This window comes from Actinokineospora xionganensis, assembly GCF_014323725.1.
In the GTDB taxonomy this organism is placed as follows: Bacteria; Actinomycetota; Actinomycetes; order Mycobacteriales; family Pseudonocardiaceae; genus Actinokineospora; species Actinokineospora xionganensis.
In genome coordinates this window covers 163,418-182,115 of record NZ_JABVED010000006.1, presented here as the reverse complement: position 1 = coordinate 182,115, position 18,698 = coordinate 163,418, and the positions used below count along the sequence as shown (strand labels likewise).

Genomic DNA, 18,698 nt, shown 5'->3' with positions numbered 1-18,698 from the left:
GGGGTGTAGGAGGCGGACGTGGTCGTGTCGGCGTGGGATGAGTTGGCGTTCACGCGCGTGATTGACGACATGGTGGCCGAGTCGGCACCCCGGACGTTCGCCGTCGTTCAAGTCTTCGGCGAACGGCTTGACGCTCGGATCGCCGCGTGGGGGCTGGCGTGGGACGGGCAAGCGGAGATCGTCGGGGTCGACGGTGATCTGCGGATAGGTGTTCGCTCGCCCGAACGGGCCTGCCGGCTGCTCGCCCAACCGCACGATGTGTCCGCCCGTCTGGTGTGGCTTCCGTCGGGCAAGGAATCACGGTGATCGATAGCGCCGCACTGCACGCCGTGTTCGGTTGGACGGAAGGGGTGCCACGGTTCGCGTGCCGGTGGACGATCAAGGCGAACACCCACGACCTCCAGTGGTGCACCACGATCTTCGACCTGCTGCCCGACCGCACCCACATCGCCGTCTACCCCGGCGCGGTCAGCACCTACGCCGTGCGACTCGACCGCTCCGGCATCGACATGCTCGCCGACACCCTCGAAACCCGCGACGCCTGTGCGGTCCCCGCACTCCACCCCGCACACGGCAAACGTCTACTCACCCTGCGACCGCACACCATGCCCCACCAACCGCCGTGGACGAACCGACCCGCCGACGCGCCGCCCTACCGAGGCCCGATGGAACTCGCACTCGAACTGCCCCGAGACACCGGAATCCGCGTCCTGTTCTTCAACGAACGCGTTCCGCTCCTCGCCGACACCCTCGCCGAGATCCAGCAAGCATTCTCTGGCCTGGCTTAATCCGATCGAGTGGCCGGTCACTCTTCTCACCGAAGCCACCACGAACCGTCATCCCCCTCCGATATCCTCCCTGGCGGGAGACGAAGACCGAGGGGAAATGGGGAGTCATGCCGTACCTGCACGACGGTGGCGGGGGAGCCGCGCAAGCAGGTGGAGCCATCGGCTCCGGCCTCGGCATGGCCACCATGGTGGTCAAACCCGAGAACATCCTCGCCCTCCGCAACGATCTCACGGAGATCCGCGACGAGGTTCGAGACTTTCTCCGATATGAGAGCGAACTCATGCGTGTTCGGCCGCCGGGCGCGGACCCTGTCAGCAGGGACAGCGCGGAGGCCTTCAGCCAGAACGCGGGCTCGGCGATCGAGGCTGCCGACGGGTATGTCATGGAGTTGAGCGCCGTCATCGACGCCTTGGACGAGACCGCTAGGGCGTACGGCCTCGTGGAAGAAACCAACACAGACACCTTCTTGCGAGGACTTCAGTGACGCTGGCACGAAAAGGCAGTCTCCTTGGCGCCATCCTGATTACCGGATCGACGCTCGCTGGGTGCAGCGAGGCGTCCCCGGGAGATCCACGGCCGACGAACGCGAACTCATCTAGCACGGCGACCACCGAGCCGTCGGGAAAGCCAACGTCCGAGCGGCCTCGCGAGATCAAGCTCAACGGCCAGGACCCATGCAGCTTGATCCCGCAAGCAGACTGGGCGAAGTTCGAACTCGAGAAGCCTGGCAAGCCGGGCGTGAACCCCGCATCGAAAGAGCCGCTGTGCGGCTACAACAGCGGCGGTCTCGCTACCTTCGATCTGACCCTGAACTCCAAGGAGGGCATCGAGGTCTGGGACGAGGGCAAGCGATCGATTCACATCGAGGGAACCGAAGCGATCCTCGGATTTCCCGCAATCCACTTCACACAGAGTTCGCCCAAGAGCGCTTGTTCCGTCGCCGTTGACGTCGCCGATGGGCAGACGTTGGACATCCTAGTGATCGTCTCGTCCAGGGAGGCTCTGCCCAGGAAGTGTGAGATCGCTCGGGAAATTGCTGAGTCGGCGATGAAGACGTTGCTGGGGGGCAACTGATGGCGATTTTCGATCGTGGCTACAACTGGGATGCCTGGTCGCACAAGGATCTCCACAAGATGATCAACGGCGAGTCCGCCACCTGGGTCGGTGGCGAGGACGGTGCCGGCGTGGCCAATGTGGGAGCGGCCACGGACCGCTGGAACCGGTTCACCTCACTGATGTCCGCAGCCAGGATCCAAACTGATGCCGCCCTGACCAGGGCTGGCGTGGCCTGGGAAGGCTCGGCTTCCGAGTCGATGACCGCAGGCATCACGCCGTTGTCGCAGTGGACGGTCGATGCGGGCGAAGCGGGTCAGGCCAGTGGGACCAGTGTCGACCAGTTCAGCTCCTCCTACAGTTCCGCCCGGAACCGGATGCCGGAACCGGTCGAGGTCAATTCGACGGCGAACTCGGACTTCGGGGGCATTCCGGCCGGATTCACCCACCTCTTCGGTGGTCAGACCGACCAAGACAAGCAGGAAGCCCAAGCGCAGCAGGCGAAGCAGGAAGCCGTGCGCGTGATGAGTGGCTACAACTCCGACGCGGTGAACGCCCAGTCCAGTGTGGGGCAGTTCGTGCCGCCGCCCTCGGTGACGGTGGCCGTCGCGCCGCCGTCGACGAACCCGGGCCAGATCGACACGCGGGAGAGCGAAACCGTTGTGCGGCCCTCAGGGACCGACTCCCGCGAGCGCTCGAACCCCGCCAACATCCACCCGAGCACCCAGGACGCGACGCGGCCGACGGGGTCGACCGACGCGTCCCTCCAAGGTGCTCAGCAGACAACCAGCAGCAGCGCGACTCCGACCGTCCAGAACCCGCAGGGCACTGGGGTCAACCCTCCCGCGACCGGTGGTGGGCAGTCTGTCGCTCCGAAGCCACACATCGGCATGTACCCGCCCGGTCACCTCGGCGGCGGTCCTGGGCGTGAGCCCACGACCGGTAGGCCCGGCACTGGCGGACCCGCCACCACTGGCGGCGGTCGAGGGCAGGCCGGGGCCGGTGGACCGGGACGCGCGGGCGGTGTCGGCGGCGGTGCAGGCGGCGGCCAGGGTGGCGACGGTCGAGTCGGCGGGCGCGGTCCGATGGCGGGCACCGGGGCCCTGGGAGCCGCCGATGCCCACCAGTCCGCACGCGGTTCGGGTGCGGCGGGCGGCAGGCCCAACGCACCCATGGGTGGTGGAATGGGTGCGGGCGGGAAGGGCCAAGGCGAAGAAGACGGCGAGCACTTCGCCGCCGACTACCTGCACGGCACCAATGACGACTTCTGGGAAGACGGCACCATCACGGCACCGCCGGTGATCGGCGAGTGAACAGATCCATCACGCTGTCCTGGGCGGAGTACGACTTCCTCTGGGAGCACTACCAACTCGGCTCCCGCAGGCCGATCCTGGAAATACAGTCCAACGGCTACACCTTCGACGAGCGCGCGCAGCTCCGCGCTGAGGCGTGGAAGTCCCTGGCGGCCAAGGGGTTGGGCGCACCGGGTGCCTTCCATCGGGACATCGAGACCACGATGTCGGTGTTGGCCCGACCGGAGTGGGAGATCGACGCACGGCTGCACCTCTCCGCAGAAGGGCCTCGCACGTCCGCCTTGGTCGCCACGGCCGGGACGACCGCCGCGGTCGGGGTGCTCGAACCCGGAACGCTCACCTTGACGGAGATCTCGGCGGCTGGGTTGTCGCGGGCGGCGGTGGGCTTGCTCCCCCGCCACAGTCCCGGAACCGGCGCCTCCATCACGTTGCCCGCGCATACCCTCGATGCCTGCGCCGCTCGCGCGGGCGTCAACCGTGACGCGCTGCGTGCGGCGTTGGTTGGTGAAGGGCTCGGCAAGGAGGAGGCGCGCAAGATCGTCGAAGTGGTCGGCAACGTCATCCGGTTCGGTCACTTCGGGGTCGCCCACACACCACGAGGCGAATCCCGCGTCCGCGCGGGACATGTGGTGAGCGTCTACGACAGTCCGCAGGGCCGTTATCTGTTCAGCAGGCGTCCCAGCGGCGGCCAGGCATGGGTCACTCTCGCGCCTGGCACCGACGCCGCCCTCGCCCGACAACTTGACGAACTCATGACCTCGGTGGCCCGCATCTGATTTCAGGCAGTAGGGGGAAGGTAAGTGGACCATGCCAGATGACAGGGCCGCGTTCGCGGTAGAGCTGAACGCACTCGATGAGATCGCCAACAAATTCCTGCCGAATGCCGCTTCCGCGCTACGCGCGCCAGTCGAGATCATCACCGCCCACGAAGGCTTGGAAGGGCCCGGCCGACTTCAAGCCGTGTACGACATGGAGGGCGCTTACGCCAACTTCACCGACTCGATCGGGCACCGGCAGAGCCGCGGCTGCGACCGGATTGACGAGACCGCCCAGGCACTGCGCGACATCATCGCGCTTTATCGCCGCGCAGATGGCCAGGGGTGAGGTGAACACATGCCTTGGCGCACTGATAGTGACCTGCGCGACATCGCCCTTCAACTTGGCGGCAAGTTCATTGAAATGCTCACAAAGGCCGGCGGATGGGTGCCCAATCACGGGGGCATGGGCCGCGATGGAAACCCTCGCAACGTCGTCACCGACGGGGTGATCTTCGACGCTGAACTCTTCATGGCCCTGGATCCTCAAAAGATCACCGACGAGTACTTAAGACTCCAACGAGCGGCCCGGGCAACGGGGGAGGACAGTGAGGCGCTCGCCGAGCTCGAGGTAGCCGGGTCACGGCTGGCGACCTGGCACGGGTCGGCGGCCACGGAGTTCGCCAAACAGATGTCGTTCATCCAGACATTCATGGACCAACAGGAGGACAGGCTCCTGCTCGCCGTCAAGGCAATGGGTATGACTTGCCAACTCACCGTCGACATGCGCAACAGCTACTACGATCTTGCCGAAGCTGCCATCGCCGCATGCGAACTGGAGATGGAGCAGCAAACCACTCGCGACGCCAAAGCGGCCCTCGGCATGGGCACGGAGGCAGTCAAGGCCGGAATCAACTTGTTCACCGGCAACATCAAGGACTTGGCAAGGGCAGGAATCGACGCATTCGTGTCGATGACCTCGAAAGGGGCCGAGATTGCCCTCGAAGGTTCCGAAGCGGGCCAGGTGATCGACAACTACCAACGCGCTCGCGACCGGCTTCGACGGTCCTGGGAAGACGGCCTGTGGGCGATCCGCGACTGGATCAACAACCAAGAAGTCGAGTTGAGCCGCGACAAACTGCCACTGCTGGAACCGCTGGATCCCTGCGCCGACATCGACAGCCCCGACTTCAGCTACGACAAGTTCTCCAGCCACTACCAGCCACCCGCGTCGTTCGGTCCGAAGGTAGCCGAGGAACGTAAGAAGATGACCGAAGAACACGAGCCATCCGGCGTTATCGCCGAGCGTCTCGGAGGTGCGGGGTGAATCGCCGACTTCTGACGATGATCGGGGCGTGGGCCGTGCTAAGCGCCGGTTGCGACGTACCGCAATCAGCCACCACGCCGACTACGACTTCCACCCAAAGTCCGACGAGCGCGTCAAGTGCGCCGATCGCCGCCGATATCCGGCGTTACCTGGATCGACCCTGCGACCTGCTCGGTCCGGACGAGCGCGCAGCGTTCGGCCTCCAGGGGGAACCCGACCGGGACACGAGTGACTACGGCAGCATTTGCTCGTGGAGCGGCGGAGACATTGAGTTAATGATTGACTTGCGCCCCACTAAAAACCCGCTGGACGTTTCCCCGCTCGAAGCCTCAGAGGGGCTGACCTGGGAACCTCGGATCATCGAGGGGCTGTCGGCCGGGGTGCGTCAGCAAGAAGCATCTCGCCAACATTGCGAAATCGCTGTAGAAACCGGGCCGCAGCAAGGGATCTACCTCGTGTACAAGGGCTTAGCGCGAAACGTGGACTGGTGTGGAAAGGCCATTACGCTGGGGGAGATCATGGTGCGCCGACTTCGGGCCGGTTAGTGTCCACGTCAGCACGGAACCGGTGCCTTCATTGCCTTGCCCCGCACCCTCGACGGTGGCGCCGCACGGGCGGGCGCATGCACGCGCGCTGGAAGGCGAAGACCCAGATCCGTTTCACAACAGCGAATGGCGGTCAGGCGTGGGTCACGCTCGCACCTGACACCGATGCCGCCATCACCCGACAACTCGACGAACTGGTCAACTCCCTCACCTGAGGGCCGACCTGGAGCAGCCATGACCAACACCGATCCCAACCGCGTCCTGTCTGACTACGAGAAGCGCGTGGCGGCGCTGCTTGAAAAAGCGGAAGAGGCGAAGGCACAGATCAGGAACCTGACTGGGTCGGCGACCAGCCAGGACGGTGCGGTGACGATGACCGTCAGTGCGGCGGGAGCCTTGGTGGACCTGTCGTTCGGCGCGGAGGCCGAGGGGATGCCGCGGGCGCGGCTCGCGGCGATGGTCATGGCTACCGCGCGGCGGGCGCAGGCGCAGGCCACGCAGCGGATCACCGAGATCATGGCGCCGATCATCGGCGACAACAGTGACGCCATGCGGTTTCTGCATGAGCAGGTGCCGCCCGTGGAGGTGCCGGACGAGCCGCCGCCCGCGCCGCCGGTGTTGCGGCAGTTCAATGAGGAAGAGGCCGCCGAACCGCTTCGACCCACGCCGGTTCAGCAGCCCCGGCCTGCCCGCGCGACCGACGAGGACGAACACGACTACGACCAGGGCGATCCGTTCAACCGGGGGGACAAGTAATGCCGGACGGTGGTTTCCAAGTTGACCTGAAGGTCCTCGAAGCCCACGAGCGGGAACTCAAGGCCCTGCTGGCAGGCATGCCCGGCGCCGAGGATGCGGGTGGCGGGGGTGAGTCCTTGTGGAATCCGGATGTCTTCGGCGTTGTCGGGATTCTCGCAGCCCAGACCCTGCGCATCTGGATCAACGACGCGGTTGATTTCGTCGGCAAGGCGAAGAGTGCTGGGGAGGAGATGGCCGGACGGTTCAAGGAGATGCGCGAGGCCTACGCCAACGGTGACCAGGAGGCAGCGGCGATGTTCGATGCGATCCTCGACCAGCTTGAGGGGCGGAAATGACCGAACCGCAGAACCCACTCAACGCCACCGACGACGCGTCACTGTCCAATTGGGTCAAACCAGCGAACTTCGACAGCCCGACTCAGTCATGGGACGGGTCTGGGTTGTTCGGCAGCGCCGCGAACATTGTCTACGACGGCATGAAGGGTGACTGGGGAGCGCTCGCGGGCGATGCGGTCGGCGGTGGTCTCGACCTCCTCGGCTTCGCCATGGACCCGCTCGGCAGTGTGCTGTCCGGCGTCATCGGCTGGCTGATCGAGCACATCGGGTTCCTCAAGGAGCCTCTCGACTTCCTAGCTGGTGACCCGGATGCCGTCACCGCGATGGCGCAGACCTGGACCAACATCGCCACCCGGATGCAGCAAACGGCGGAGGCTTACACCAACTCGCTGAAAGCCATTGCCGGGGCTGATGGAACCGCGATCGCGGCTTACCAGGCATCGGTTAACAACTTCGCCCAGGTCGTCGCCGGCGGGGCTGGCCACGCGCAGAACGCGGCTGCGGCGGTGACGGTCGCGGCGGAGGTCGTCGGCGTCGTCCGTGGCGTGGTCCGTGACACGATTTCGGAGTTCGCGTCGAACGCGATCATCAAGTTCGCGGCGGCTAGCGCGCTCACGCCGATCACCTTCGGCGCCTCGCAGGCCGCGTTCATCGCCGACACCGTCGTCGAAGGCGCGGTCCTGGCTGGCAAGAACGCCAAGAAGGTCGCCAAGGTCGTCAAGAAACTCGATGGGTTCGCCGATGACGCCAAGAAGTCGCGCAACGCCTTGAACAGCACGATCAAGGGCCTGGATGGCAGCGTTGGAAAGTACAACCGCGCAGCGGCGAAGCATGCGGGCAAGTCGGCGCATGAAGCCAAAAAGATGTTGTCGGGCAAGGGAGATGCTAACAAGCTCGCGGATCTCGGCAAGAAAGGCGACGACCTGAAAGCGGCCAAGAACGATGCCGCGAAAGATCTTGCCCAGTACCGCAAGGACGCATTCCAGGAGAAATTCGGATCCACCAGCGAACGACTGAATCGCATTGAAGGCAAGTTCGAGTACGAGTCGGGTCTCCCCAAGATTCCGGGCTTGGTCGCCGACGCCACCGTGCAGGCCACGAGCGACCAGACCCACCGCGAGCAGGACGCCCGGGCCAAGCAGGCCGAGAAGGACCAGCACTGGGCCCAGCACTGGGAGCAACAGCGACGCGACGCCGCCGCGATTCCCGAACGAACCTACGGTCCGGTCGCCGAGACCGCCGTTGACCCCAAGCCCGAAGGCGTCACTGAAGGCTCCCAGTCGCCCGAATCAGCGTCTCGCGAGGAAGCGCCTTGGCGCACTGAGGGAACCCTGTGACTGTCGACGCGACAACGCCGCTGACCTTTCCGAACGGATACGCCATGCGCGCACGCGCAGGCTTGGCGCTACCTCTGCAGGCGCTGAGTTTGCTCGTGCCGGTTGCCTCGGCCGTGGTGGTGGCGACTTGGGGCAGATATCTGACGGACCGTGCACTCGCGGAGCGATCCGGAGTGCCGCGGCGCTTGACTGACCTTGCCACCGAGGTCTGGGACGCGGTTGGTTACATGAGCCTGGGCTGGGCCGCCGCCTTGGCCGCTCTGATAGCGACTGTGGTGAAGAGGCGCACTTCGGGCGTTTGGGGGCGGTTGTCCTCGTGGGGCGCTGGTCCAGGTGTCGTGATGTTCTGGATTTCTGCCGGAGTTCTGGCCGGAAATGTGGTCCACGGTCGGAACGCGGGTCTCCTCGGCTTGATGGCCACTGTCGTGGTCGTTCTGGTGTGCTGGGGAATGCAGCGGCTCGCGGTTCGAGCCGTTACCCGGCCGATCACCCAGGAGTTGGTCGAGTCCGACTGGGAGATCCTCTTTCGGGTTCCACGGCAAAGTGTTCGCCTGCGCATTCTCGATGATCGCATCGTGCTGGATCGCCTGACAAGCCGAAAAAGAACGCGGCCTCGCTACGGTAACGGCAAGACCGTGTTCAGGTTCGACGAGTTGCCAACCGTCGACGTTGTAGAGATTCCCAACGAAACGTCATTTGTCGCGTTTCCGGACTCGCAACCGAAATCGCTGGCGAAGGTTCCACTGCCGATCGGGAGTGCGCTCCTGTTGGTCGGCTCGAACAAGACGTGGGTGATTCCCATCGATGAAAAAGACGGTCGGCTCGCGATCGCCGTGATCGAACGACGCCGTGCCGCACGCCTTCTTGTCACGACAGCCTTGAACTAACATGGGTTCATGATCGACTTTGAAAAGAGCTCCGTATTCCGACTGTCTCCCTGCGACCCCAGGGACATCGCGCCCTCGGTCGCTCCGATCATCATCGCCGGGGAGGAGATCGTCCTGTGCTTCAAGGGAGCCCGGGACTTCGTGGTGTTCACGAACAAGCGGCTGATCGCGGTGAACGTCCAGGGGATCACCGGGAAGAAGCGGGACTTCACTTCTCTGCCTTACAGCAGGATCCAGGCGTTCTCCATCGAGACGGCGGGGACGTTCGACCTCGACGCCGAGCTTGACCTCTGGTTCAGCGGGCTCGGCAACGTGCGCCTGGAGTTCAAGGGGCGGGCCGACATCCGCCAGATCGGCCACCTGATCGGGTCCTACGTGCTCTAGCGGACCTCGACGTGGACCGGGGTGCCCGCCTCGACGGTGCGGCTGACGGTGCACAGACGGTCGTGGGACTGCTTGGCGGCGCGGGGGAGGGCTTCTCGAGCGGTGTCGCCTTCCGGGCCTTCGGGGAAGCGGACGGTGAAGGTGACTTCCAGGTTGTCCATGTGGTTGCCACGTTCGGCGTCGCGGAGTTTGTCGCCGGTGACGGTGACGGTGAAGGCTGTGGGTTCGGCTCGGCGGCTCGTGATGTAGTCGACGTCGATGGCGGTGCAGCCACCGATGGCGGCGAGCAGCAGTTCCACGGGGGTGAAGTCGGTGTCCTCGCCTTCGCCGATGGTGATGGTGCCGCCGCGGGCGTTGGTGATCTCATAGCGACCCAGGGCCGCCCGCTCGATGGATACCGTGCGCTTGGTGTCGCTCATGTCGTCCTTCCGAGTGATCGTCCCCGTTCACTCTACGGCCCGCTCCGGGGTCACCTGCTCTGACTTGCGGGCTTCGCCAGTCTGGCGGCTTGGACGTAGGGGGCCGCTGGGCTCAGTCGCAGCCAGCCGGGTAGTCCGCGCACGATCCAGCGGGTGCCGGTGAGGGTCAGGGCACCCGTCTTGGCCGCCGCGGTGAAGTCGATCTCGCCCACCCACACGCGGTACAGGGTGGCCAGGTCGGAGGCCAGGACGACGTCCACGTCGAAGCCCGGGTCGGTGTAGCAGACGGAGGCGTCGCCGGGTTCCAGGACCAGCCAGAACACCCGCGAGCGGTCGGCGACCTCGATCTGGATCACCGCTCGTTTCGTGAGTGTGCTGGTGTCGACCCGGCCGTGGAGCCACCACATCAGGACCTCGGGGTCCAGTTCCTCCGGTTGGGGATCGCCGAAGGCGTGGCGGGCGCCCCAGTCGGCCAAGCCGAAGACCAGGGGACGGAGGTCCTCGCCCGCCTGGGTCAGGGCGTACGCGCTGCCGGCGTGGGTGGTGATGCCCGCGTTCTCCAGTTGGCGCAGCCGCCGCGACAGCAGGGCCCGGGAGAGGCCGGGTAGGCCGCGCGCGATCTCGTTGAAGCGGGTGGCGCCGTTGAGCAACTCGCGGGCAATAAGCAGGGTCCAGCGGTCGCCGAGGACTTCTACCGCTCGGACGATGGGGCAGTACTGGGCGTAGGGCCGCACACCTTCAGAGTCGCGCGTGGACACCCCCGGCGTTACGGGCGCGGTTCAGTTTCTGCACTACCTGGGGGCGACGGGCGTTCCTACCGTTGGGCGGACACCGATATGGGAGGTATCGCCATGACCGTCATCGACCGTCCTGTCCAGACCCGCTCGTTCCCCACCGCCGTGCGCCCGGACGACACCCGGTTCGTCGGTCTCGCCGCCGACATCGGCGCCGTCGCCGCCGCGCACGCCGCTGAGCACGACCGGGATGCCACGTTCGTCGCCGAGGCGTACGACGCCATGCGGGAGCGCGGCTATCTGGCGTTGTCCGTGCCCGACGAACTCGGCGGGTTGGGCGCCACGATGCGGCAGGTCTGCTACGCCCAGGCCGAACTCGCCAGACACGACGGCGCGACCGCGCTGGCCAGTGCGATGCACCAGTACCTGACACTCATGCAGGGCTTCCGCCGCCGCAAGGGGGCGCCGGACGCCGAAGGGGTGCTGCGGCGGGTGGCGGCCGAGGGGATCGTCATCGCGACCAGCGGGGGTTCGGACTGGCTGTGGCCGACGACCACCGCCGTGGCCGTCGAGGGCGGGTTCCGGGTCAGCGGGCGCAAGACCTTCTGCAGCCAGTCGCCCGCCGCGACGGTGGTGGCCACCTGCGCGGTGCTGGGGGAGGAGGTGCTGCACTTCAGCGTGCCGCTGGCGGCCGACGGGGTCCGGATCGAGGAAACGTGGGACACGCTCGGGATGCGGGGGACCGCGAGTCACGACGTGGTCCTGGAGGACGTGTTCGTGCCCTCGGACAAGATCGCCGGGCGGCGGCCGTACGGGGAGTTCGGGGTGCCGCTGATGGCCGCCGCCATCCACTTCGCGCCGGTCGTCGCGGCGACCTACTACGGGATCGCCGCGGGAGCCCGGGATGTGGCCGTGCACGCCGCCTCACCGCAGGCGTCGCGGCAGGTGGGACTGATGGACGCGCACCTGCGGGAGGCGTGGTGGTCGCTGCTGGGCGCCATCGAGGAACTGGGCGACGACTACGGTGCCGAGCCCGCGGTCCTCGCCACCGTCATGACCGCCAAACGGCACGTGGTCACCGCCGCCATCGCGGTGGTGGACCTGGCGATGGACCTCGTGGGCGGCCGGTCGTACTTCCGCCGCTCCCCGCTCGAACGCGCCTACCGCGACGTCCGGGCCGGGAAGTTCCACCCGCTCACCCCGGAGACGACTCTCACCTACGTCGGCAAACTGACGCTGGGCGATCCGGGTGTCACTCAGTGACGTCACATCTCAGGCGGGTGCGGCGATGTAGTCGGCGTGCCGTTGCCCGGGAGAGAGGCGTCCATGATCACTGTCGCCGAGAGTGTGTTCGCCGCCCAGTTCGATTCGCCGACTACGTTGGGACGCAGGCTCGCCGCGTTGGGGCGGGAGTTGCCGGTCGTGTTCGACCAGCGGATGGGGGCACCGCTGGTGTTGCGCCACAAGGACGTCTCCGCCGCGCTGCGCGACACCGGGACGTTCGGCACCCAGTTCTACGGGATGGGGCCGATGGCGGCTTCGATGATCGCGCATGACGGGGCCGAGCACACGCGGCAGCGGCGGATCCACAACCGGTTCTTCAGCCCCGGAGTCAGCAGGCGGTACGAGGAGCGGATCGTTCCCATCGCCGTGCGGACGTTCGGGTCATTGCGGGGGGATCGGGCCGAGCTGGTCGAGGACGCCATCGCCCGGTATCCGATGCAGGTGTTCCTGGAGTTGTTGGGGATTCCCGACGAGGTGGGCGACCAAGGGCTGGCGTGGGTGCGGACCATCGTGAGCTGGCTCGGCTCGCCGATGGAGGAAGCGCTTGCGGCACCGGGAACGCAGGCCTACCAGGAGCTCAGCGACTACACGCGGACGCTGGTCGAGGCCGAGCTGGCCGACCCGAGGGACAACCTGCTCGGCGAGATCATCCGGGCGCACCTGGACGAGGACCAGTTCTCCCTGGAGGCGTGTGTCGTCGCGGTGGTGGGACTGATCCTGGGCGGGTTCGAGACGACCATCCAGATGATGACGGCGACCATCAGCTCGCTGCTGCTCAACCCCGACGCCCTCGATCAGGTGCGCGCGGACCGGTCGCTGATCGAGCCCGCCATCGACGAGGCGTTCCGGTGGGCCAACCCGTCCGCGGGGCTGTATCGGTTGGTGCTCAAGGATGTCGAGATCGCGGGGACGCCGATCGCAGCCGGGAGCATGGCGTACTTCTGCATCGCCGCGGCGCACTACGACGAGGAGGCGTTCCCGGAGCCGGAGGTGTTCGACGTGCGCAGGCGGCCCGCGCAGCTCGGGTTCGGGTTGGGACCGCACTACTGCGTGGGCGCGCCGCTGGCCAGGATCGAGGTCCGGGCGGCCGTCGGCGCGTTGCTCGACGGCTGTCCCGGGTTGCGCCTCGACCCTGACCGGCCGATGTCGTTCCGTTACGGGGCAAGGGGATTCGTTCAGCACGGCACGGACGCCGTGCCGGTGGTGTGGTCACCCCGGAGCTGAGGTCACCGCTTCACGACCGGGACCGGGATCCGCAGCTGCCGCCATTGCAGCCCCAGCCGGGACGCCCCGGCGGGGGCTGAGCGGCGCAGCGCGATGGTCCGGGCGGCCTGGGCGGCGACCAGGGCGATCAGCAGGGCGGCCAGCACGATGGGGCCGTAGGACAGGCGGCGCGCGGTCTCGGTCAGCGGGACCGCGCTGCCCGTCGTCCGGTTGTCCGCGGCCGTGTCGCCCTGCCCCGCCAGGCCGAACTGCGGAACCGGGCTGTTGCCCGCCGGGGCGGTGAGGACGGCGACGGCCTCGGGTGGCAGGCCTAGGCCCGGCGCCCTGGTCTTCCACTCGACCGGGTACTCCAGCGCCTGGTTCGAGCCTCCCGGTGAGCCTGCGGCACGGTCTGGGGTGACACCGGGCGCAACGGCCGGGCCTGACTCGTGGTACGACGGCGGGGCACCGGGAGTACTTGGAGCGCCTGGCTTTCCGGGGGTGGGACGCGCTGTCGTCGTCGGCGCCGGGCCCGGGTTTCCGGGGGCGGGCGGTGGGGTTCCCGGACTGCCGCCGGTGGCGGTGCCCGCGACCTCGCCGACGACACCGCAGGTCTGGGCGATCGTGCTCCACACCGTCGGCAGCAGGGTCCCGATGACGGGGGAGAGGACCGGCAGTCCCAGCAGCTGTGTGGTGACCGCGTTGGCGATCACGTCGCCGTTGATCATCGCCTGGCCGGTGTCGGGCACCGCGCCGATCGGGATCGGCGGCAGGGTCGACCACGCCTGTCGGAACAGCACGCGGGTCACGCCAAGCGGATCCAACGGCGCCAGCGCGGCGAGGATCGGCGGTTCGACGGCTGAGGGCCGCAGCGCGATGGGCTGGCCGGGCGGGCCGACCACGCGCGCGGAGCAGCTCTCCAGCACGACAGTCTCGGCGGCTGACGAGACGCCCGCGCCCATCAGTAGACCGCCGGACACCATGGCGACGAGACTCAGCAGCACGCCGAACCGCCGGGCACGCGCGGGTACGGACGACGCGGCTGTCCCGGTGCGCGGGTCGGGCGACAGGTGAACTCCACCGCGTGAACGCGACAGGTACCGCATGTCCGTGCTCCCTTACTTCGGGTTGGGGCGGATCACCGCGGAGCAGGCCACATTGGAGTACTGGCCGGGCGCCACACCCTGGTTGACTACTTGGCCGTCGACGCTGACCGAGCAGGAGATCGAGTCCGCGTCGGCGTTGGCCGCGAGGAGCTGCGCGATGCCGATGCCGGGACCGACGGTGATCTGGACTTCCTTGCGCCACGGCAGGTCCACACCTTCGACCTTCTCGGTCTGCGCGGTCCCGTCGACGACATACCGGATCTCCGGGGACTTGCCGACGCCGCTGACCTCGTAGACGACCGTGTGCGTGCTCTTCGGCAGCACGGCCTGCCGGTCCCGGATCTGTTCCTCCGGTTCCGGGTCGCCGTCGAACGCGCCGGTAAGAACGAGCACGGCGACGAAAAGCGCGGCCACCCCCAACAGCCACGGGAGCCACCACGTCTTTTCCGCGAGCTTTCCCGATTTCGTCGTCGGTGGGCTCACCGCGGAATCCGATTCCACTGCTTTCGCCGCGGTGTCCTCGACTTTCTCGGCCGCTGCCGTTTCCTCGGTTTCCTTGCCCACTTCGTCCTCGGCGGCATCGGTTGCCTTCGCTTGGGTTTCACTCACGACTCGGGTCCTCCCTGGGCGACGGCCGAAACGACTGGTCGGATGGTGGCACGCGCGATCCGGGCTTGGCTAGAGGGGTGTATCTCACAAGGTTGTCGATTAACATTCCAGCAATCTTCGCGCGGTCGACCACGCGACCGGCGACCGGGCGGCGCATTTGCCCAGCTTAAGGCTCCTCTTAGGTTGCTCTTAGAGGTCTCTCAGGTGGCTCTCAGGTGAAACCGATGGCGGAAAACCGCATTGCCCGGTAGATAACCGCACGAGCAAATACCCGTCATCTGCTACCGATGAGTCACTTATCAAAGCGCCCTTGACCTGCCTGGATGGTGCCGACTCGCTTTGTTTTGACCCTAGGTGGGGTCGGGACGACAACTGTTCGATCAGGTGGAAAGTGGGCCGAAAATTCTTGCGCTCACCCGCCTGGTGGAGGCCGAGTGATCGGAAGATCGTCTCGTGTTAACAAACCAGAGATTAACCGGACATCCTTCATTGCGGTACTTGGTCCCACTTCTCCGGGATTCCTGAGAAGGCGGTACCGTCCACCCCTGGGAGCTCGCATTGGCAGACGCCCGCCCCGATGTCCGATCACTTCGCCGCCAGGATTCGCACGGCAAGGACCCGCCAATAGGCACCCCCGTGCCCTGGTGAGTTCTCGTCGGGTCTTTGTCGATCGGCAGAGGCAGCAATTCGCACCACCTCCCCGGTTCGGGTAGCGCGATCCCACCCTGCGCGGGATCGCGCTGCCCGAACCCGATAAGAAGGGAATGGCATGCGCTCGTCGCGTCATTATTCGCCGCGTATGTTCCCGTCCGGGAGAGGCGCTCCACGCCGCTCTCGGACGACACGGTTCATCGCCGCGTCGTCAGTCCTCGCGCTCGGTCTGCTGGGCGCCGCGGTCCCGTCCCCTGCCCTGGCGGCGACCTACTCGGTGACACTGCAGAACCTGCAGTACAACCCGGCGTCGATCACCGTCGCCGTCGGGGACACCGTCACCTGGTCCAACTCGGACTCGGTGATCCACAGCGTGACGGGCGGACCGCTCAACTCGCCGGACCTCGGTCCGGGAGCGTCCTACTCGTTCACCTTCACCGGCCCGGGCACCGTCGACTACCGGTGCAAGTTCCACCCCGACATGGTGGGACGGGTAGTCGTCGAGAGTGGTGGCCCCTCACCCACCACGACCACGGCGCCCCCGACCAGCTCGACGTCCACGCCGTCACCGACGGCCACTCAGCCCCCGACGGCCACCCCGCCGCCCGGTGGCGGCGGTGGCACCGCGACCAGCGCCCCTGGTGGCGCCCCGGTCGGGGTCGGTCCGCTGCCGGTGTCGTTCGACCTGACCGACGCCAACGGCTCCTGGTTCGACACCAACCTCAACCTGGGCCCGTCGATCGGCCAGTCGCTGGCCGTGGCGGTCCTGCCGCGCGTCAACCTCGGCTCCGTGCTCAACGGGGTCCCGTCGGTGAACCCGTCGGGCATCCCGCTGCTCGGTGGCGGCGGTCTGCCGGACGTGGGCGGCCTGCTGCCCGGTGCCGGTGGCGGCGCGCTCCCGGGTCTGCCCGACCTCGGCGCGGGCCTTCCGGGCCTGCCCGGTGGCGGCGGTGGTCTGCCGGGTCTGCCGGGTCTCCCCGGTGGCGGCGGCGGAGCCCTCCCCGACGTCGGTGGCCTGCTCCCGGGTCTCGGCGGCGGTCTCCCAGGCACAGGTGACATCCCGCTGCTCGGCGGCGGCAGCCTCCCGCTGCTGGACGGCACCACCGTCCCGCTGCTCGGCGGCGGCCTCCTGGCCGGTCTCGACGCGGCCAAGACGCTGAACCTGGACAACATCACCCAGGTCAACAGCGTGCTCGGCAAGGGCGGCCTGCCGCTGCTCGGCGACCTCGGGGTCGACCCGAACTCGCTGTTCAACCTCGACGCCATGCGGCAGGCGATCTTCCAGCTGCTCCCCACGGGCGACCAGCGGATCAGTAAGGCGAACTCGCTGCTCGACCAGCTGACCAGCCAGGTGAAGGCCCTCCCGGCCGACGCCCCGATCTCGCTGGACAGCCTCCCGGTCGGCCCCGAGCTGGAGGACCTGCTCGAAGACCTCCGGACCTTCGCCGAGAACGACGTCCAGCTGCCGGTCACGGTGAACTTCAACATCGAGAGCCCGGACGCCGAGTCGGCGCACACCCCCACGAGCCTCATCTGGCCCGAGGGCGCCAAGGGCTTCCCGGCGGACGTGCCGGGCGCCTTCGTCGGCGCGACGAGCTACCAGCTCACCGAGCCCGGCCTGTACGCGTTCACCTGCAAGATCCACCCGTACATGCTGGGTGCGATCGTGGTCGACGACCCGCTGACCCTGGGTCTGGACTTCGGCAAGAAGCTCGGCGTCAACGCTCGCGGTCTGAGCGTCCCGTCGAACGCCGACATCATCGCCCAGCTGGTGCAGAAGTTCTTCGTCATCACGGTGAAGGACAACTGGCAGACCTTCAGCGACACCGAGGAGCGGACCTGGAACCCGCAGTTCCCGCCCGCCCCGATCCTGATGTACGACGACAAGGGCAGGCCGGAACTGGTGCCCAGCCTCGACTCGTACCTCAAGAGCAAGTTCGGCTTCCCGAAGAAGCTGCCCGCCCTGGGCAAGAAGCCGTCCACGCCGGGAGTCGGTGACGTCTGGATCGCGACTCAGATGGAGGAGTACGCGGAGAAGTCCAAGACCGGCTCGATCACCAAGGTCGACACCGCGACCTGGAACGTCGAGCAGAAGATCTCCGCGCCGGAGATCAACCAGAACAACATCCACAACATGTGGACGGACAAGAACGAGACTGTCCTCTACGGCAATGAGTGGTTCGGCGACGAGATGAACACCTACGATCTCAAGACCGGCAAGTTCATCCGCCAGCTCGAAGTCGGCCCCGACCCGTCGCACGTGATGAGCCGGACCGACACCGACCAGCTCCACGTGGCCATCAACGGTGGTGGCTCCGTCCTGGAGATCGCGCCGGGCGGCACCCGGATCGATCGACGTCTTCCGGTGCAGGCGCCGGGCGGCAAGATCGCCCACCCGCACGCCCACTGGATGACCGGTGACGCCAAGATCATGGCGACGCCGAACGTCAACACCTACAACGCGACCCTGGTCGACATCCCGACCGGCAACATCAGGCACGAGAAGACCGGCGAGATGCCGATCGCCACGGGCATGACGCCGGACGGCAAGAAGACGTACATGGCCGACTTCCTCGGCGCGACCGTCTCCTGTATCTCCAACTACGAAGACGCTTGTGTCGACGGCAGTGCGAAGGCCAAGCACAAGAGCATCAACCTGTGGGGCAGCTACGACCCGGTGGCGGGTGGCACCGGACCGTTCGGTGGTCTGCCGATCCAGCTGCCGGTGGCACCGGACAACTCGGCTCTCCTGGTGGCGAACACGTTGACGTCCAACATCACCGTGATCGACCCCAAGACCGACGAGATCGTCAAGTGGCTGCCGTGTGACGCCGGATGTCACGGCATCAACTTCGGGGCGAAGAAGGGCGGCGGCTACTACGCCTACGTCTCCAGCAAGTTCGCCAACACCCTGTCCGTTGTGGACACCGACCCCAACGGCGATGGCAACCCCGAAGACGCCGCCGTGGTCGGAAAGATGGTGCTCGACGGCAACAAGGGCACCGTCAACGACGGAACCATCACCAAGTGGGCCGGTTTCGGCGGACAGGGCGTGCTGCCCATTCCGCTGGCCTACGAGGGCTGGGTCCAGAACGCGCCCAGCAACCCGGTCAACGACCAGTTGACCTGCCGCCAGCGGCACCCGGTCACCTACGCGACCGATTGTTCATAACCGCCGGATAGCGGGTCGGGGAGTCGTCGCCGGACGGCT

General features: G+C 66.9%; 22 protein-coding genes. 18 read left to right on the top strand and 4 right to left on the bottom strand.

Annotated elements, in window-relative coordinates; all coding sequences use genetic code 11:
• The first annotated feature begins 18 nt into the window (after positions 1 to 18).
• The 15 genes from GPZ80_RS12920 to GPZ80_RS12850 all read left to right on the top strand — a co-directional run bounded on the left by GPZ80_RS12920 (position 19) and on the right by GPZ80_RS12850 (position 9,481).
• Positions 19 to 306 (top strand): hypothetical protein, encoded by a 288-nt coding sequence (locus tag GPZ80_RS12920; protein ID WP_312880287.1) that lies wholly within the window; start codon positions 19 to 21, stop codon positions 304 to 306.
• Positions 303 to 788, top strand: a complete 486-nt coding sequence (locus tag GPZ80_RS12915; protein ID WP_187220571.1) for a hypothetical protein — start codon at positions 303 to 305, stop codon at positions 786 to 788. The genes GPZ80_RS12920 and GPZ80_RS12915 overlap by 4 nt, the downstream gene beginning before the upstream one ends.
• Before the next feature lie 107 nt (positions 789 to 895).
• A complete protein-coding gene (locus tag GPZ80_RS12910) occupies positions 896 to 1,273 on the top strand; it encodes a PE domain-containing protein (protein WP_187220570.1) in 378 nt (125 codons plus the stop codon).
• A complete protein-coding gene (locus GPZ80_RS12905; protein WP_187220569.1) occupies positions 1,270 to 1,863 on the top strand; it encodes a DUF3558 domain-containing protein in 594 nt (197 codons plus the stop codon). Before GPZ80_RS12910 ends, GPZ80_RS12905 begins: the two co-directional genes overlap by 4 nt.
• Positions 1,863 to 3,155 carry a PPE domain-containing protein gene (locus GPZ80_RS33365; protein WP_187220568.1) on the top strand — a complete coding sequence of 431 codons (1,293 nt, stop codon included), beginning with the start codon at positions 1,863 to 1,865 and terminating at the stop codon, positions 3,153 to 3,155. Before GPZ80_RS12905 ends, GPZ80_RS33365 begins: the two co-directional genes overlap by 1 nt.
• Positions 3,152 to 3,931: an ESX secretion-associated protein EspG gene (locus tag GPZ80_RS12895; protein ID WP_187220567.1), complete on the top strand. Its 780-nt coding sequence runs from the start codon at positions 3,152 to 3,154 to the stop codon at positions 3,929 to 3,931. The genes GPZ80_RS33365 and GPZ80_RS12895 overlap by 4 nt, the downstream gene beginning before the upstream one ends.
• A gap of 31 nt (positions 3,932 to 3,962) precedes the next feature.
• A complete protein-coding gene (locus tag GPZ80_RS12890) occupies positions 3,963 to 4,259 on the top strand; it encodes a hypothetical protein (protein ID WP_187220566.1) in 297 nt (98 codons plus the stop codon).
• Between the two features lie 9 nt (positions 4,260 to 4,268).
• Entirely contained in the window at positions 4,269 to 5,237 is a 969-nt protein-coding gene (locus GPZ80_RS12885; RefSeq protein ID WP_187220565.1) for a hypothetical protein, read from the top strand.
• Positions 5,234 to 5,782: a DUF3558 family protein gene (locus GPZ80_RS12880; RefSeq protein ID WP_187220564.1), complete on the top strand. Its 549-nt coding sequence runs from the start codon at positions 5,234 to 5,236 to the stop codon at positions 5,780 to 5,782. The genes GPZ80_RS12885 and GPZ80_RS12880 overlap by 4 nt, the downstream gene beginning before the upstream one ends.
• Before the next feature lie 77 nt (positions 5,783 to 5,859).
• Positions 5,860 to 5,997: a hypothetical protein gene (locus GPZ80_RS12875; RefSeq protein WP_187220563.1), complete on the top strand. Its 138-nt coding sequence runs from the start codon at positions 5,860 to 5,862 to the stop codon at positions 5,995 to 5,997.
• Positions 5,998 to 6,016: 19 nt separating this feature from the next.
• Positions 6,017 to 6,538: a YbaB/EbfC family nucleoid-associated protein gene (locus tag GPZ80_RS12870; RefSeq protein WP_187220562.1), complete on the top strand. Its 522-nt coding sequence runs from the start codon at positions 6,017 to 6,019 to the stop codon at positions 6,536 to 6,538.
• On the top strand, positions 6,538 to 6,873 hold the full coding sequence (locus GPZ80_RS12865; protein WP_187220561.1) for a hypothetical protein: 336 nt from the start codon (positions 6,538 to 6,540) through the stop codon (positions 6,871 to 6,873). The genes GPZ80_RS12870 and GPZ80_RS12865 overlap by 1 nt, the downstream gene beginning before the upstream one ends.
• On the top strand, positions 6,870 to 8,210 hold the full coding sequence (locus GPZ80_RS12860) for a hypothetical protein (RefSeq protein ID WP_187220560.1): 1,341 nt from the start codon (positions 6,870 to 6,872) through the stop codon (positions 8,208 to 8,210). The genes GPZ80_RS12865 and GPZ80_RS12860 overlap by 4 nt, the downstream gene beginning before the upstream one ends.
• The gene (locus tag GPZ80_RS12855) at positions 8,207 to 9,097 is read left to right on the top strand and encodes a hypothetical protein (RefSeq protein ID WP_187220559.1); all 891 of its coding nucleotides are present in this window, start codon (positions 8,207 to 8,209) and stop codon (positions 9,095 to 9,097) included. Before GPZ80_RS12860 ends, GPZ80_RS12855 begins: the two co-directional genes overlap by 4 nt.
• Before the next feature lie 9 nt (positions 9,098 to 9,106).
• Positions 9,107 to 9,481 carry a PH domain-containing protein gene (locus tag GPZ80_RS12850; RefSeq protein ID WP_187220558.1) on the top strand — a complete coding sequence of 125 codons (375 nt, stop codon included), beginning with the start codon at positions 9,107 to 9,109 and terminating at the stop codon, positions 9,479 to 9,481.
• Here GPZ80_RS12850 and GPZ80_RS12845 read toward each other — a convergent pair.
• A complete protein-coding gene (locus tag GPZ80_RS12845) occupies positions 9,478 to 9,900 on the bottom strand; it encodes an OsmC family protein (protein ID WP_187220557.1) in 423 nt (140 codons plus the stop codon). The two genes, GPZ80_RS12850 and GPZ80_RS12845, sit on opposite strands and share 4 nt — an antisense overlap.
• Before the next feature lie 50 nt (positions 9,901 to 9,950).
• Positions 9,951 to 10,634 carry a winged helix-turn-helix transcriptional regulator gene (locus GPZ80_RS33695; RefSeq protein WP_187220556.1) on the bottom strand — a complete coding sequence of 228 codons (684 nt, stop codon included), beginning with the start codon at positions 10,632 to 10,634 and terminating at the stop codon, positions 9,951 to 9,953.
• 117 nt (positions 10,635 to 10,751) lie between these two features.
• On the opposite strand from GPZ80_RS33695, the gene GPZ80_RS12835 reads away from it, so the two are divergent.
• Together GPZ80_RS12835 and GPZ80_RS12830 are read left to right on the top strand one after the other, a co-directional pair.
• Complete coding sequence (locus tag GPZ80_RS12835) at positions 10,752 to 11,897, top strand: acyl-CoA dehydrogenase family protein (protein ID WP_187220555.1); 1,146 nt, start codon at positions 10,752 to 10,754, stop codon at positions 11,895 to 11,897.
• 63 nt (positions 11,898 to 11,960) lie between these two features.
• Complete coding sequence (locus GPZ80_RS12830) at positions 11,961 to 13,142, top strand: cytochrome P450 (RefSeq protein ID WP_187220554.1); 1,182 nt, start codon at positions 11,961 to 11,963, stop codon at positions 13,140 to 13,142.
• 2 nt (positions 13,143 to 13,144) lie between these two features.
• Here the strand turns inward: GPZ80_RS12830 and GPZ80_RS12825 are convergent, their stop codons facing one another.
• A complete protein-coding gene (locus GPZ80_RS12825; protein WP_187220553.1) occupies positions 13,145 to 14,227 on the bottom strand; it encodes a hypothetical protein in 1,083 nt (360 codons plus the stop codon).
• Positions 14,228 to 14,239: 12 nt separating this feature from the next.
• Positions 14,240 to 14,836, bottom strand: a complete 597-nt coding sequence (locus GPZ80_RS12820) for an MmpS family transport accessory protein (RefSeq protein WP_312880285.1) — start codon at positions 14,834 to 14,836, stop codon at positions 14,240 to 14,242.
• Positions 14,837 to 15,635: 799 nt separating this feature from the next.
• Between GPZ80_RS12820 and GPZ80_RS12815 the strand changes: the two genes are divergently transcribed.
• Positions 15,636 to 18,659, top strand: coding sequence for a cupredoxin domain-containing protein (locus GPZ80_RS12815; protein ID WP_187220552.1), 3,024 nt, complete (start codon positions 15,636 to 15,638; stop codon positions 18,657 to 18,659).
• Positions 18,660 to 18,698 lie beyond the last annotated feature (39 nt).